Below are 14,685 nucleotides of genomic sequence, written 5' to 3'. Positions count from 1 at the left end.
AAACCAGCTATCCGGTCTTAGCTACCGTTTCCGGTAGTTATCCCGATCTTACAGGCAGGTTGCCTACGTGTTACTCACCCGTCCGCCGCTAACCTATCCCCGAAGGAACAGATCCGCTCGACTTGCATGTATTAGGCACGCCGCCAGCGTTCGTCCTGAGCCAGGATCAAACTCTCCATTAAGGGTAGTTCGACTTGCTCAAAATTTACTGCTAGCGAGAATTTTCATTCTCTATTTAACACTCACTCGTTGTTCAGTTTTCAAAGGGCAATAAAATTTCATCTATCATCTTTCGACCCGATTCAACATCTTCCGTCAAAAGCGACCTTTATAATATAACACACTTCCCAAAGTTAATGCAAGCTTTTTTTCAAAAAACTTTTTTCGCTTGGGTTAATACCTTGTAAAGCATGCTCCGTCTTCGTGACCGGAAGAAGAATATATCATACTCTCATCTAAAAAAGCAACCTCTAATTGCTTCTTGTCATCATTTTCTCAAAAGCCGCCCTATAACCCTCTACTATATTGTACCGAAATTTAAGCTTTTCTCTCCAAATTAATGTTCTCGGGTCGACAGGCACAAAACAAAAGCGACTGCCTCGGCAGCCGCTTCCCTTCTTTAATTGCATATAAACGCATCTACAAATCGCCGCAGCTCTTAAGCTCACACAGACGCGCCGCTGCCTGTTGCTCCTGCCTGCTTCAGCCCCTGGATCAGACCTTCATGAATAGCTCCGTTGCTTGCCATAACATGCCGAACCCCCAGATGGTAAGGTTCTCCTGAGGTATCGGTAATCCGGCCGCCGGACTCCTGGATCAGCAAAGCCCCGGCTGCAATATCCCATGCGTTCAAGCCGATCTCCCAAAAGCCGCTTAGACGCCCGGCCGCCACATAAGCAAGATGAAGCGCCGCAGAGCCCGCCACCCGGATATTGCGAACCTGCGGGCTGAGCGCCTGGACTCCCTTCATATTCTCCGCCAGCGCAAACTCCCTGTCGGCGGGGAAGCCTGTGGCGATCAGGCTGTCGGCAAGGCGTTCCTCGCCGGACACATGCATCCGCTTGCCGCGAAGGTAGGCTCCCTTGCCTTTTTCGGCGACAAACAATTCGTTATGTACAGGATTGTACACAACGCCCACTATGATTTCCCCACGATAAGCCAGCGCGATGGAAACGGAGAAGAACGGGAAGCCGTGCACGAAATTCGTCGTTCCATCCAGCGGGTCCACGATCCACAAATACTCCGCATCGCTAACTTCCGACAGAGCGGCCGCCGACGCTTCCGGCCCGGGCTCGACGCCTTCCTCGCCCAGTATCGCGTGAGAGGGGAAATGAGTATGAATGAGCTTGCGGATCATCAGCTCCGCTCCCTTGTCTACCTCGGTGACAAGATCATGCGGCGAGTATTTGGTTTGCAAGGAGTTGAAATCGCCCAGCTTGCTTTGAATCCATTCTCCGGTTTTGGAAGCGGTATTAATCGCTACGGCCGTAAAACTTTTGCTGCCAACGGTAAATACGGCATTATGGTTAGACATCCCTTATCATTCCTTCATTTCATTCTTACCTGTTATACGCTGCAAAACCGCCGATGTTTCACTACTGCGCCGACAGAAGGAAACAGCCAGTCCCCGTCCTGCAGACAGATGACTGGCTGTTAGCCCGCTTATGAATTATACCCCAACGATATGATAGCCGTTATCGACATAGATGACCTCGCCAGTAATCCCTCTGGATAGATGACTCATCAGGAACAGAGCCGTATCTCCAACCTCCGCCACCTCAGTTGTCCGGCGCAGCGGCGCCTTCTCCTCAACCGTACGCAGGATAGAGTTAAAATCCTTGATGCCCTTCGCGGCCAGCGTCCGGATAGGTCCTGCCGAAATCGCATTGACGCGAATATTGAATTGCCCCAAATCATTCGCAAGGTAACGAACGCTCGCTTCCAGAGCCGCTTTGGCGACGCCCATAACATTGTAATTCTTCATCGCCCGCTCGGCACCCAGATAGGTCATCGTCATGATGCTGCCGCCTTCGGTCATTAGCGGATAAAGTCGCTTGGCCACAGCCACGAGCGAGTATGCGCTAATATCATGCGCCAGTGTGAATCCGTCGCGCGATGTGTCGACGAACAACCCTTCCAGCTCCTCGGTCTTAGCAAAAGCGATGCTGTGAACGATGCCGTGCAGCACGCCGAATTGCTCGCGCAGCGAATCGGCCAGCCGCTCGATATCCTCATCCACCGTTACGTTACAAGGCATAATGGACGCACCTTCGAGCGTATCGGCCAACTTGCGCACACGCTCTTCGACCCGTTCATTTTCATACGTGAATACAAGCTTCGCGCCCTGGGCAGCTAAAGACTGAGCGATCGCCCAGGCAATACTCCGATCGTTGGCCACTCCCATAACGACGATATTTTTTCCGGCTACCAAACTCATGGCGCGTTCCCCTCTCCTGACAAAAGATAGAGCTCGTACATGTTCTTTCCTACTCAAGGTACTTGATTTTGAACAAGATTTCAAGAGCCCTTTTTTGTCGGATGGCGCGTTATCCGAGCTCGAAGGAGGCTTGCGTACGAATGGTAACGTCCGGCTCGTCCCGAACGGCAAGCATAAGCTGCATCAGCGAATCGTCTTTCATCTTCGCTTCCAGCATCACATCGAGACGTGGCGTGGAGGGTGCGATGCTTCTAAGGAAAGCGAGCAATACGGCAGGGTCGATATAATCGGCATGGCCCCGCGGGTCTTTGTCGCTTTTTGGACTGGACACATGGATTTTGGGCGGAAGCGGACGAGTATCGGATGCGGCTCCCATCTCCTGCCGCTCCTTCTGTCCGCTCCAAGTTCGGGCGATTCGCGGCCACAGCTCTTCAGCCGTTTGTCCGCTTGAATTCACCTGGTCGTGATGAATATCAAGCACCATCGGAACGCCGACCTGCTCGGCAATCTCGAGGGTTTCCAGCGCATTGAAGGTTTTATCGTCATTCTCCAAGGTTACCCGCTCGCGGATTTCCGGCGGAAGCGCCTGAAAGTTGCGAATAAACCTGGCCCCGGCTGACTCCTTATCGCCGTAAGTGCCCCCGACATGAATATTGCACTTAGCAGTGTTATCAAGCCCCATCGCGCCCAGCATCCGGACATGCCGCTTCAGATCGTCCACCGAATGAGCCAGCACTTCCTCACGCGGTGTGCTGAGCACCGTAAAGTGGTCGGGATGAAAGCTGAGCCTCATCCCATGCTCCTTCGCATAACGCCCGACATCGGCAAATGCGCCTGCCAGCCGCTCCATCGGATCCCAATCTGCAAGCTCCCCATGGCCGATAAGCGGGATAAGCTTGGACGAGCAGCGGTACAACTCGATATCATGAGCGCGATTGTGCTTCAGCAACCGAAGCGTATTCGCCAGATTCTCCTCAGCCAGCCGCTCCAGCTTGCGCAGCGCAGCCTCCCGGTCCTCCAGCTTGGCGAAGCTGGTGTAGGTCATCGTTTTGGACGGAGAGGCATTCTTGACGAGCACCGACATCGCGACATACCCCAGTCTTACCAGCATATGAATTCACCTCCTGCAGCAACATATACTCCTAAACGGTAGAGTGCCCACACGTCACCTAGAACATATCCTCGCAGCCAAATGAGAACAAAAAAAATCCCGGAGCCGATTAAGATCGGTCCGGGATGCGGAACGCCAAGAGAAGCAGGAGAATGCTCTACGCCCGTCCGGCTTCGCCAAAAAACATCTCCTCGGCCAGCGCCGTCTGGATACGCGCCTCTTCCTCTGTGAGCTTGCGCACAAGCTCCATCTCCACCTGAGTCACTTCCTCGCCTTGAAAGTTGATCTCGGCGATTGAGGCGACGATTTTGACGATAGCAATCGCCTGATTGCCAGGAGAATAAGCAATGACCTTCTGTCCGGTCGGAAACACGCGGAACCCGTGCTTTACCATTTTGCCCCGCCCGTATTCCAGCAGTTCATACAGCTCCTGCTCGGATTTAAACTTGCACACAGAATTGAATTCGGTTTGAAAACCCATACGCCCGCTCCCTTCAAGTGTCTCTTAGCCTAAGCATACCGGAAGCCGCAAGCCAAATGCAAGCCGCTCCCACCCGCTTGGGCCTGCTACTCCAGGTCGAACGTATATTGAAGCCGCTGCTTATCCGCATGGCGCTTGATCGCCAGCTGGATCAGATCGTCGAGCAGTTCCCGGTAAGGCTTGCCGGTCTCCCGCCACAGCAGCGGATACATGCTGAACGGGGTAAAGCCCGGCATCGTATTGATTTCATTAATAAACACAGCTCCATCTTCCTTGCGGAGGAAGAAATCGACCCGGGACAGCCCCGAGCCGTCGATCGCCAGGAAGGCGCGAATGGCAAGCTCGCGAATCTGCTCCGCCGTCTCCGCCGGGATCTCTGCCGGAATGATCATCGACGACTTACCGTCGATATATTTGGCTTTGTAATCGTAGAATTCGCTCGAGGATACGATCTCGCCTACGACCGAAGCCTGCGGCTCATCATTGCCCAGTACAGCTACTTCCAGTTCGCGGGCGTTCACGAATTCCTCTACGATGACCTTGCGGTCGTAGCGGAATGCTTCATTAACAGCCCGGATCAGCTCTTCCCGGCACGACGCCTTGCTGACGCCCACGCTTGAGCCAAGATTGGCGGGCTTGACGAAGCAAGGATAGCCGATCGACACCTCGATCTCCATCAGGAAGAAGGCGTTGTCCTTCTCCCACTGGGTTCTGGTAAAATGACGGAACACGCATTGGGGCAGACCGTCCTGGGCAAACACGCGCTTCATCATCACTTTGTCCATGCCCACGGAAGAAGCGAGAACGCCAGCGCCCACATATGCGACGTTGGCCATCTCAAGCAGCCCTTGAATCGTGCCGTCTTCGCCAAACGTACCGTGCAGCAGCGGAATAACGACGTCAAATGAAACCGGCGCCGGAGCTCCCTCAACCGCTGCCGCGCTCTCCGAAGAAGCGGCGATGGAGCCGAAGATCGGCTGCAGAGCTGCTCCGGAAGCGACCGGGCTCTCCGCCGACACGCCAAACTGGAGCGCTTGCACGGACTCGGCCGGGCTTTGAAGCGCGGCACCCGAGTGCCATTGTCCTTCTTTGGTTATGTAAAAAGGCGTCACTTCATATTTATTCAAGTCAAAGGCCTTGATAACGGCCAGAGCGGTTTGCAAGGAAACCTCATGCTCGCCGGATTTGCCACCATAGATCAAGCCAACGCGAATTTTGTCGCTCATTAGAACCTCCGGATCGTATCAATAGTAATGTAGGAAATAAATGAAATGGCCGCCGCATCCTTAACGCATGCATGGCGGTCTGAGGAAAAGCGAACCCTAGGTAAGGTCAGTCACGACCGGTACACCTCATAAGCGATCGGCGATCTTGACGAACCGGTAGCGCGTCTTGTCCGTCCAAGCATAGGAATCCGTATAGCTCCAATAACGATGCTTGCTGCTCACGGTATGGGCATTGACCAGCGGCATCCCGTCCGGGTCTTTGGCTGTGACGATCGTCGAATGCTGGAATCGCCCGCTGCCATCCCAGTCATAGCTGATGACATCTCCCAGGTCCAGCTCTCCGGCGGAGGATACTTCCTCCCCGCGGGTTCCGCTGCGGCTGGTCAGCAGGAAGAAGGGCAAGCTGTCCGCAACCGCCCAACTGAAGCTCCACAGCTCCCGGCTGCCGGAACGTCCTTTATACCACCAGCCCGATTCTCTTTTATTAGTATAGTTCATAGGCGCTCCGCCTGCAAAGAGGCACTGAGACACATAATTGGTACAGTCTACCTCGAAGGTGAGATAGTCGGGATTCCCTTTGTCCCACCACAGGTCGGCATATTCGGCGGCCTTCCTGCGGTTGTAAGCGGCCCTCTTCGCATGCTGCAGCTCGGGAACAATCAAAGGATTCAGGAACGGAACAGAGGGCGCCCGGACCTCCCCTTCGGCAAGAGCCGGTTCTTCCACCTCGACAAGACTGCCGGGATAGGAGGACTTCAGACGGAAGTTCTGCTCGGACTGAAGCATTTCTACGCGTAAGATGGACCAGCCTTCAAGCCCCTCGTGAAAGGTAATGCGCTCACGCTCGATCCGCATCTCCTCTTGCTCGGTCTCCCGGATGCGGCTGCTGGCTTTGCGCTTAAGCGTCACATCGACGATCGTCCGGCCCGGCAGCTCTTCGACCCGGTCGATGACGAGCCGCGTCTCGCTTTTCACGGGAGTGAGCCTGCGCTCCCTGTCCGTATCCATACGGCGGGCAAGCAGCCGGGTTTGCCGGTGAAGAAACCCGCCATCCTGCACGATCGGCAGCAGCGGCTCAACGGTATAGTCGATATCCATCAGATTGCGGTGGTGGATGTAGTCGTACAGCGTCAACTTCCAAGCCATGATTGCCTATCCCCTTTCTCCCGGCTACCTATTGCTGCTTGGGTTACAGCAGTTGCAGGGTGTCCTCGAAGTAGCTTTAGAGGCATTCATTCCATACGTATGCCATTTACCCAGTAAAAATGATTGAAAACAGCCTTTACGAAGTGGGTCTGAAACATGTATACTGAGTGTAAGGCTAATTTGTGAAATCGAGTTTCACAGAATGAAACTGAAACTCACTAAAGCTCAACAAGCTCAAGGAGGAATGCTAACATGTCAGCCAAAGACCAATTTTCGGTCCGCCAGCAGCTCGTTGTAGGGAGCCAAACCTACAATTACTACAGCTTGCCGGCATTTGAGCAGCAGGGAGAAGGAACGATCAACAACCTGCCGTTTTCCATTAAAGTATTGCTCGAAGCAGCTATCCGTCAATTCGACGGCAAAGCGATCACTTCCGAGCACGTCAAGCAAATCGCCAACTGGGCGGTAGAGCGCGACGCCAACAAAGAAATTCCTTTCATCCCGGCACGTATCGTGCTGCAGGACTTTACAGGCGTGCCTGTCGTCGTCGACTTGGCCGCTATGAGAGATACGATGAAGAATGCCGGCGGAGATCCGAAGCGCATCAACCCGCTCGTGCCAGTCGATCTGGTTATTGACCACTCCGTCATGGTCGATGCCTTCGGTTCCAAGGATGCCTTGGAGTTTAATGAAAAAATCGAGTTCGAGCGCAACGAAGAACGCTACCGCTTCCTCCGCTGGGCGCAAACCGCATTCGACAACTTCCGTGCGGTACCGCCGGATACCGGCATCGTTCACCAGGTTAACCTGGAGTATCTGGCCTCTGTCGCAGCTACCAAGACGGTTGACGGCGAAACGTTTGTTTACCCGGACTCCCTCGTAGGTACGGACTCCCATACTACGATGATCAACGGTCTCGGCATTGTGGGCTGGGGCGTCGGCGGTATCGAAGCGGAGGCCGGCATGCTCGGACAACCGCTCTATTTCGTAACGCCAGAAGTTATCGGCTTCAAGCTGACCGGTACGCTGAACGAAGGCGCTACTGCAACCGACCTTGCTCTGACGGTTACCCAAATGCTCCGTAAAAAAGGCGTTGTCGGCAAATTCGTCGAGTTCTACGGCTCCGGTCTTTCCAACATCAGCTTGGCTGACCGCGCTACAGTTGCCAACATGGCTCCGGAATACGGCGCAACGATCGGTTTCTTCCCGGTAGACGCCGAAGCGCTGAACTACCTGCGCGGCACCGGCCGCAGCGAAGAGCAGATCGCGCTCGTCGAAGCCTACTACAAAGCGCAAGGCATGTTCCGTACAGACGCTACTCCTGACCCTGTGTTCAGCGATGTGATCGAGCTTGACCTCGCGTCGGTCGTACCTAGCCTTGCAGGTCCTAAACGTCCGCAGGACCGCGTTGAGCTGACCAGCATGCAGGAATCGTTCAACAGCATCCTCCGCACTCCAGTTGAGAAGGGCGGCTACGGGCTGTCCGACGAGAAAATCGCCCAAGTCGTTGACGTCCCGCATATCAATGGCGAAGTCAGCAAAATGGGTACTGGCGCGGTTGTTATCGCAGCTATCACATCCTGTACCAATACATCGAACCCAAGCGTTATGCTCGGCGCAGGCCTCGTGGCCAAGAAAGCAGTCGCCCTGGGCCTTCGCAAGCCGGGTTATGTGAAAAGCAGTCTGACGCCAGGCTCCCTGGTCGTTACGGATTACCTGAGAAAAGCCGGGCTGATCGAGCCGCTTGAAGCTCTTGGCTTCCACGTGGCCGGCTACGGCTGCGCGACATGCATCGGGAACTCCGGTCCGCTTCCGGACGAAGTTAGCAAAGCCATCGCCGACAACGATATGACGGTTGCCGCCGTTCTGTCCGGTAACCGGAACTTCGAAGGCCGCGTCCATGCTCAAGTGAAAGCCAACTACCTGGCTTCCCCTCCGCTGGTCGTCGCTTATGCGCTCGCCGGCACAGTCAACATCGACTTGGTGAACGATCCGATCGGCTACGATCACAAAAACGAGCCTGTGTATCTGAAAGATATTTGGCCGACTGCTCAAGAAATTCAAGACGCTATGGGCGTGGCTATGAGCCCTGACCTGTACCGTGAGAAATATGCGGACGTATTCCGTTCCAACCCGCGCTTCAACGCGATCGAAGTACCGGAAGGCGATCTGTACGCTTGGGACGAGAAGTCGACGTATATCGCGAACCCGCCGTTCTTCTCCAACCTTTCGCCAGAGCTGAACGACATCGCCGATATCCGCGGCGCGAAAACATTGGCTCTGATGGGCGACTCCGTTACGACGGACCACATCTCGCCTGCAGGCAACATCAAGCCGGACAGCCCGGCCGGTAAATTCCTGATGGAGCATGGCGTGAAGAAGGAAGACTTCAACTCGTACGGCTCCCGCCGCGGTAATCATGACGTCATGATGCGCGGTACGTTCGCCAACATCCGGATTCGCAACCAAGTGGCTCCTGGAACCGAGGGCGGCGTAACGACTTACCTGCCTACCGGCGAAGTCATGTCGATCTACGATGCTTCCATGAAGTATCAAGAGCAAGGCACGAACCTCGTCGTTATCGCAGGCAAAGAATACGGCACCGGCTCCTCCCGCGACTGGGCGGCCAAAGGCACGTTCCTGCTGGGCGTCAAAGCGGTTATCGCCGAGAGCTTCGAGCGGATTCACCGTTCCAACCTCGTGGGCATGGGCGTATTGCCTCTGCAATTTGCCGAAGGTCAAGGCTGGAGCACGCTTGGCATCACCGGCCGCGAGACGTTCGACATCACCGGTTTGTCCAACGACGTGCAGCCAGGTCAAAAAGTGACGGTCACGGCTACCCGTGAAGACGGATCGACCTTCAGCTTCGAAACGCTCGTTCGTCTCGACAGCTTCGTCGATGTCGATTACTACCGCAATGGCGGTATCCTTCAGACGGTATTGCGTCAAATCATGGCTTAATTTTAAATATAGAAAAAAGCAGACGGCGGGCACGGCTCGCTGTCTGCTTTTTTTGCGTATGCTGCGGGGCGGCACCGCAGGGGATGAAAATGGGGTCGTCCGGGTTTATAGTAGGACAAGTCCGAATTTTCTAGGTAACACTAAAAACCTCATTATAGAAGTTTTACTTATTGGAGCAAAGTTTGCCTGGGCAGGCGCGCATCTTAGGCAGGCTAAGCGCAGTTCGTAGGCAGATCAAGCAGCCTCCGAAGCGCGCCTGCCGCTGTACGGGGGCGCCTCCAGTTCGCAGGCTGCTGGCTGAGCGCATCCTTGCGAGCTGACCAAGCGGCTCATCTCGATGCTGCGCATTCCCAGGCAGGCCGGGCGCCTCTAGCAGGCTGCCAAACGCATCTCCCAGGCAGGCTGGGCATGTTTCGCAGGCCAAGCCGGGCGCGTCCCGGCGCTTCGTCTCCAAATTCCAAATCTTCAAGCTGCCTCGCAGCCGGTTACTTCAGCATCTTGCCCATGCGGCGGGCCGCTTCCATCAGCGCCGGCGCATGCTCCTTCATCTTCTCCACCGTCAGCCGGTTGGAAGGGCCGGACAAAGCCAGCGCGGCCGCAAGCCGGTGGCTGCGGTCGAAAATAGGCGCCGAGACGGCCGCTGCGCCCGGCTCGCGCTCCTCCACGCTCGTAGCGTAGCCGAGCTCGCGCACTTCCCGCAGCTGCTGCAGGTAAGCGTCACTCCGGGCCGAAGCCGGCCAGGATGCGTGCGACAGCAGCGTTTCCTGCTCCGCGCGTTCGGCAAACGCGACGAGGACCTTGCTGGAGGCGCCCACGTACAGCGGCAGGCGCGCTCCGATGGGAGCAACACGGCGGATCGCCTGGTTGCTCTGCACGGCCTGCACGCGGACGCGCTCCATCCCGTCGCGCACGTACAAGCTGACGGTCTCGCCGAGCACGTCGCGCAATCTTTCCATCTCCGGCAGCAGCAGCAGCGCCGGATCGTCGGTATGGGTCAAGTTCGCGGACAGCTCCCAGACGCTGAAGCCGAGGCGATAGCGCTCGGAAGCCGGATCGCGGATGACGAAGCCTTTCCCCTCCAGAGAGGCCAGCAGGCGGTGCACGGTGCTTTTGTGCAGCTCCACGCGGCTGGCGATTTCAGTCAAGCTCAGATCCTCAGCTTGGGTGAAGCAAAGCAATATATCCAAGGCTCGTTCTACGGCACGAACGGTTAATTTGCCATCTTCCATCCAATTCCCACTCCCCGAAAATCGGTTTCACCAGTTGAAATCTATTATACCTGATTTTTTACCGATTTCCTATATCCTGCGGTCCTTTCTTTATCGTCTGTTTTGTCACTATTACGCTCATATTACAGGTTCTTTACATTTTTCGCGGAACATTGACGATTCGTCCATCTGGCTTTACTATAATTTTATAAGGTCCTTCCGATAATTGGTCCTGTCGGTTCGACAGCGCTCGAGGCGTCCATCGCCTCCCGCCAGTCAGCCTTCTGTCGTCAGCCGCCCACAGACATCTCAGTGAAATTGGAGGGCTCCCCATGGATATCAACCCCTACACGCCAACGCCGGCCTCGGCGCCGATTCATCCCGGAAACGTTGAAATCGCTTCCAAACGCGTCTCTCTGCTGCGCCGCTACAAAGGCTGGCTGATTGCTTTCTTGTCCGTCCTGCTGCTGCTTGTCAGTCTCGCGATCGCCTTTCATGCCTATGTGGCCTGGACTTTGGGCCGTCCTCATATCGACCCGCTGCGCTCCACGCCGACGGCCGCTTTCGGGGCAGCCTACGAAGATATTACTTTCCCCAGTCTGAACGGCTCCTCCGAGCTGTCCGGCTGGTTCATACCCTCGGTATCCGCTATTGCCGGCGCGGAATCCCAGCGGCAGACGATCGTCTTCTCCCATGGGTATGGGGGAAACCGCGAGGAAATTTGGGTGCCTATCTACGACTTGGCCAAAGCCGCTCATAAGATGGGCTTCAATGTGATCATGTTCGATTATGGCTATGTCCAGCCCAAATGGAATGTCACAGGAGGCTTGCGCGAGTCGCAGGAGCTGCTCGGTGCCGTCAAGTATGCCAAAGACCGCGGAGCCGAACGCGTCTTCGTCTGGGGCTTCTCGATGGGCGCCGGAACCGCCCTGCAGGCTGCGCTGCAAACCAAGGAGATCGACGGCATGATTCTCGACAGCACCTTCATTCTGGAGCCGGACACCTTGTACCACAATATGAAGCAGGTTGCCAATGTGCCGAAATTCTCGCAGTCGCTTGTCCATATGTTTTTCCCGATCATCAACGGAGTGAGCTTCACCGAGATTCCTTATCAGACGATCAAGGAAACGGCCTATTCCATGCCGATCTTCTTCATTCACGGCAAGCAGGATGTGCGCGCCCCTTACGCCATGGTTCAGGACATATACAAACACCAGCAGCCGCAATCCGGTTCAGCTCTCTGGATGCTGGAGAATGACGGACACGAGCTGATCTACCGCGCGCACAAAAAAACGTATCTGCAGATGACGACCGGCTTCCTCCGCACGCTGTCCACCTCGGCCGGCGAGCCGCTGAAATACGGAACCTCCCGGTAATCGAATGCATCGGGCAGTCGGCGGCAGCCGGGTAAGCCTGCATTCCGCTTTCCACGCCTGCATACGATAGCCAGCCCCATCCGGCCTAAGCGCCTCGCGTCCCTCTCATGGGCGCGGAGTCCGCGGCCGCCCGGCTGCGCCCGACATATCACACAAGTCTCCCCGCATAGATTGGTTTTGGAGCTTTTATTCCGGCACATCGCCGCGCGGTCCTTTGGAGCCGCGCCCCTGGGCCGGAGAAGGCTACAGAACCCGGGGAGGTTTTTTGATATGCTGGTCGTTTATGGGGCGCTCCTGCCCCTGCGCATTTTGGAGGAAATCCGCTTCTGGAAGATGCAGGAGAGGGAGCATACGGTCGTTATCCGCGAGCTCGTACCCGATCTGGAGCCCGAATATGTTCAGCTGCTCGACAACTGGGAGGAGATATTCGCCAAGACGGAGGCAGAAGCCATACGCTGGATCGAAGCGCTTATCCGGCTGCCCTCGGCCCCATCGCCGCAGTTGAACGCCCAAATTCACGAGCTGCTGCGCTCCTCCACGGCTCAGTCGCAAGCCTTCGTCCAGCAGCTGTTTCAGCTGATGAAGCGGAGCGCGCCCATTCAAGCCAATCCCGTCGTGCAGACGGTCGTGCTTCACATCATCCGCGAATCCGAGTACTTCCTCGGTGTGCTGCAGGCCGTGCAAGGGCTGGGGCAAGGACAAGTTCCGACACAAGCTCACTGGCACGAGCATGGACCGGGTCCTGGGCCGGGTGCCGGTCAGCCAGCTCCCCATCAGCACGATGGGGCCTATAGATCCGCCTCAAGCGCTCCCGGACCCTATGCCGCAGCAGCGCCTGCCAGAGCCGAAAATGAGCAAGCCAAGGTCCATATCCATCTCGCCTCGGGTTCCGAGGAAGCCGGACGCGCCGGAACGCTTGAGGGCACCTGGTCCATGCCCGTACCGGCTGAGGCCAAGCCGGCAGGGGCGGCGGCTGCAGGAGCGACAGCGGCAGCGGCTCAAGCCCCGGTGCCGCCTCAGCCCGCAAGCGCGGAACCGGGCAAGGCCGTGCCCATCGGCGGACATCGCCTCCCGCCGCTGCCCTATGCCTACGATGCGCTGGAACCGCATATTGATGCGAAGACAATGCGCATCCACCATGACAAGCATCACCAAAGCTACGTGGACGGCCTGAACAAGGCCGAGAAGAAGCTTCAGCAAGCGCGTGAAACAGGCGATTTCGACCTAGTCAAGCATTGGGAACGGGAGCTCGCCTTCAACGGAGCCGGGCACTACCTGCATACCTTGTTCTGGAACGTCATGAAGCCCGGAGGCGGAGGGCAGCCTGCTGGTCCGCTGGCCGCCGAAATCCGCAAATCATTCGGCAGCTTCGAGGCGTTTCAGAAGCAATTCAGCGCCGCTGCCGACAAGGTGGAGGGCGGCGGATGGGCAATCCTCGTCTGGAGCCCGCGCAGCCACCGGCTGGAGATTTTGCAGGCGGAGAAGCATCAGAATTTGTCCCAATGGGATGTCGTTCCGCTGCTTCCGCTGGATGTGTGGGAGCATGCCTATTATCTGAAGCATCAGAATGAACGCGCCAAATATATCGAAGCGTGGTGGCATACCGTCAACTGGGCTTATGTCAACGAACGGTTCAACGCGGCCCGCACTCTGCTCTGGCCTCCTTTCTGAGAAAAATCCGCCGTCGCGCCGGCTTGCCGTCCGTCGAAACGGGCAGACAACAAAAAGCCGCCTCTCCCCTCAGCGTCTGGCGCAATCAGGGGAAAGACGGCCTTTTCATGGCTGATGAGCCCGGCGTCAAGGAAGCTATTCCTTAATCAGCGATAAAAATTCGGCGCGTGAAGCGGCATCGGTGCGGAACAGTCCGCGGACGGCTGACGTGACGGTCTTGCTGCCCGGCTTCTTCACACCCCGCGAGCACATGCACAGATGCTCGCCTTCCACGACAACCATGCAGCCATGCGGCTCCAGCACTTCCATCAAAATATCGGCGATTTCCGAGGTGATCCGCTCCTGCACCTGGAGTCTCCGCGTCACCGCTTCGACCAGACGGGCAAACTTGCTGAGGCCCGCGATCTTGCCGCTCGGAACATAGCCGATATGCACTTTGCCGAAGAAAGGCGCCATATGATGCTCGCACTGGCTGTAATACACGATATCTTTCACGATGACCAGCTCTTCATGCTTCTCATCGAAGGCAACTCCGAGAATATCCCGCGTATCGGCATCATACCCGGCGAAAATCTCCTCGTACATGCGAGTCACGCGCGCCGGAGTCTCCAGCAGCCCTTCCCGGTCCACATCCTCGCCGATCAGACGCAATATTTCACGAATATGGTGCTCGATCTGCTCTCTGTTTTCACCAACGCGGTTGTTTCTATATTCTTTGGCGGGCATGGCTCTCTCCTCTTCTCCGTACGCCGTCTACGGGCTCCAACCAGTATGCCCGCGCATATCCTTCACGCACCTGACGGGCGATTAAGGACGGAATTTCTTGTTTTTCATCATCGTCTGCATCTTCTGCATCTGCTTCTTATCCAGGTTGTATCCCATCTGCTTCGCCATCTGCTGAATCATGGCCGGATCATTCTGCATCTTCTCCAGCTGCTTGCGCAAATAAGCAACCCCGATAAAAAATCCCGCCACGCCGCCCGCAATCAGAGCAAGCACAGCCGTAACCGCATACCACATGAATCGTTCACCCCAACATTAGTCGATTGTCATTCCACATCATAACAT

The 14,685-nt window shown here is 56.3% G+C and carries 12 protein-coding genes and 1 rRNA gene; 3 read left to right on the top strand and 10 right to left on the bottom strand.

The window, feature by feature from the left end:
- From BLR08_RS29815 to BLR08_RS29785, 7 genes are all read right to left on the bottom strand, one after another.
- A 16S ribosomal RNA gene (locus tag BLR08_RS29815) occupies nucleotides 1–182 on the bottom strand; the annotation flags it as partial.
- Between the two features lie 482 nt (nucleotides 183–664).
- Nucleotides 665–1,534, bottom strand: coding sequence for an inositol monophosphatase family protein (locus BLR08_RS29810; RefSeq protein ID WP_072338186.1), 870 nt, complete (start codon nucleotides 1,532–1,534; stop codon nucleotides 665–667).
- Nucleotides 1,535–1,669: 135 nt separating this feature from the next.
- Entirely contained in the window at nucleotides 1,670–2,437 is a 768-nt protein-coding gene (gene fabI / locus BLR08_RS29805) for an enoyl-ACP reductase FabI (RefSeq protein ID WP_072338187.1), read from the bottom strand.
- A gap of 109 nt (nucleotides 2,438–2,546) precedes the next feature.
- Nucleotides 2,547–3,548 (bottom strand): UV DNA damage repair endonuclease UvsE, encoded by a 1,002-nt coding sequence (gene uvsE / locus BLR08_RS29800; RefSeq protein ID WP_072338188.1) that lies wholly within the window; start codon nucleotides 3,546–3,548, stop codon nucleotides 2,547–2,549.
- A gap of 157 nt (nucleotides 3,549–3,705) precedes the next feature.
- Nucleotides 3,706–4,029 carry a hypothetical protein gene (locus BLR08_RS29795; RefSeq protein ID WP_072338189.1) on the bottom strand — a complete coding sequence of 108 codons (324 nt, stop codon included), beginning with the start codon at nucleotides 4,027–4,029 and terminating at the stop codon, nucleotides 3,706–3,708.
- 86 nt (nucleotides 4,030–4,115) lie between these two features.
- The gene (locus tag BLR08_RS29790) at nucleotides 4,116–5,255 is read right to left on the bottom strand and encodes a D-alanine--D-alanine ligase (protein ID WP_072338190.1); all 1,140 of its coding nucleotides are present in this window, start codon (nucleotides 5,253–5,255) and stop codon (nucleotides 4,116–4,118) included.
- Between the two features lie 126 nt (nucleotides 5,256–5,381).
- Entirely contained in the window at nucleotides 5,382–6,401 is a 1,020-nt protein-coding gene (locus tag BLR08_RS29785; protein WP_072338191.1) for an amidase domain-containing protein, read from the bottom strand.
- Between the two features lie 252 nt (nucleotides 6,402–6,653).
- Here BLR08_RS29785 and acnA point away from each other — a divergent pair, with 252 nt between their 5' ends.
- The gene (acnA, locus tag BLR08_RS29780; RefSeq protein WP_072338192.1) at nucleotides 6,654–9,362 is read left to right on the top strand and encodes an aconitate hydratase AcnA; all 2,709 of its coding nucleotides are present in this window, start codon (nucleotides 6,654–6,656) and stop codon (nucleotides 9,360–9,362) included.
- A gap of 485 nt (nucleotides 9,363–9,847) precedes the next feature.
- Here acnA and BLR08_RS29775 read toward each other — a convergent pair whose 3' ends face one another.
- Nucleotides 9,848–10,591, bottom strand: a complete 744-nt coding sequence (locus BLR08_RS29775) for an IclR family transcriptional regulator (RefSeq protein WP_072338193.1) — start codon at nucleotides 10,589–10,591, stop codon at nucleotides 9,848–9,850.
- Nucleotides 10,592–10,902: 311 nt separating this feature from the next.
- Between BLR08_RS29775 and BLR08_RS29770 the strand changes: the two genes are divergently transcribed.
- Complete coding sequence (locus BLR08_RS29770; protein WP_072338194.1) at nucleotides 10,903–11,946, top strand: alpha/beta hydrolase; 1,044 nt, start codon at nucleotides 10,903–10,905, stop codon at nucleotides 11,944–11,946.
- A 270-nt stretch (nucleotides 11,947–12,216) separates the two neighbouring features.
- Nucleotides 12,217–13,617 carry a Fe-Mn family superoxide dismutase gene (locus BLR08_RS29765; protein WP_072338195.1) on the top strand — a complete coding sequence of 467 codons (1,401 nt, stop codon included), beginning with the start codon at nucleotides 12,217–12,219 and terminating at the stop codon, nucleotides 13,615–13,617.
- A gap of 135 nt (nucleotides 13,618–13,752) precedes the next feature.
- Here BLR08_RS29765 and folE read toward each other — a convergent pair whose 3' ends face one another.
- Complete coding sequence (gene folE / locus BLR08_RS29760) at nucleotides 13,753–14,343, bottom strand: GTP cyclohydrolase I FolE (RefSeq protein WP_072338196.1); 591 nt, start codon at nucleotides 14,341–14,343, stop codon at nucleotides 13,753–13,755.
- Between the two features lie 81 nt (nucleotides 14,344–14,424).
- Nucleotides 14,425–14,637, bottom strand: coding sequence for a YneF family protein (locus tag BLR08_RS29755; RefSeq protein ID WP_072338197.1), 213 nt, complete (start codon nucleotides 14,635–14,637; stop codon nucleotides 14,425–14,427).
- Nucleotides 14,638–14,685 lie beyond the last annotated feature (48 nt).

The organism is Paenibacillus sp. cl123 (genome assembly GCF_900101595.1).
Taxonomy (GTDB): Bacteria; Bacillota; Bacilli; order Paenibacillales; family NBRC-103111; genus Paenibacillus_G.
Note: the sequence above shows the minus strand (reverse complement) of the source record. Positions and strands in the feature narration are given on the sequence as shown.

Bases quoted from the DNA above. Each gene is read 5' to 3' on its own strand.
- fabI (WP_072338187.1), bottom strand. From the start codon at position 2,437: ATGAGTTTGGTAGCCGGAAAAAATATCGTCGTTATGGGAGTGGCCAAC.
- BLR08_RS29785 (WP_072338191.1), bottom strand. From the start codon at position 6,401: ATGGCTTGGAAGTTGACGCTGTACGACTACATCCACCACCGCAATCTG.
- uvsE (WP_072338188.1), bottom strand. From the start codon at position 3,548: ATGCTGGTAAGACTGGGGTATGTCGCGATGTCGGTGCTCGTCAAGAAT.
- acnA (WP_072338192.1), top strand. From the start codon at position 6,654: ATGTCAGCCAAAGACCAATTTTCGGTCCGCCAGCAGCTCGTTGTAGGG.
- BLR08_RS29790 (WP_072338190.1), bottom strand. From the start codon at position 5,255: ATGAGCGACAAAATTCGCGTTGGCTTGATCTATGGTGGCAAATCCGGC.
- BLR08_RS29755 (WP_072338197.1), bottom strand. From the start codon at position 14,637: ATGTGGTATGCGGTTACGGCTGTGCTTGCTCTGATTGCGGGCGGCGTG.
- folE (WP_072338196.1), bottom strand. From the start codon at position 14,343: ATGCCCGCCAAAGAATATAGAAACAACCGCGTTGGTGAAAACAGAGAG.
- BLR08_RS29770 (WP_072338194.1), top strand. From the start codon at position 10,903: ATGGATATCAACCCCTACACGCCAACGCCGGCCTCGGCGCCGATTCAT.
- BLR08_RS29775 (WP_072338193.1), bottom strand. From the start codon at position 10,591: ATGGAAGATGGCAAATTAACCGTTCGTGCCGTAGAACGAGCCTTGGAT.
- BLR08_RS29795 (WP_072338189.1), bottom strand. From the start codon at position 4,029: ATGGGTTTTCAAACCGAATTCAATTCTGTGTGCAAGTTTAAATCCGAG.
- BLR08_RS29765 (WP_072338195.1), top strand. From the start codon at position 12,217: ATGCTGGTCGTTTATGGGGCGCTCCTGCCCCTGCGCATTTTGGAGGAA.
- BLR08_RS29810 (WP_072338186.1), bottom strand. From the start codon at position 1,534: ATGTCTAACCATAATGCCGTATTTACCGTTGGCAGCAAAAGTTTTACG.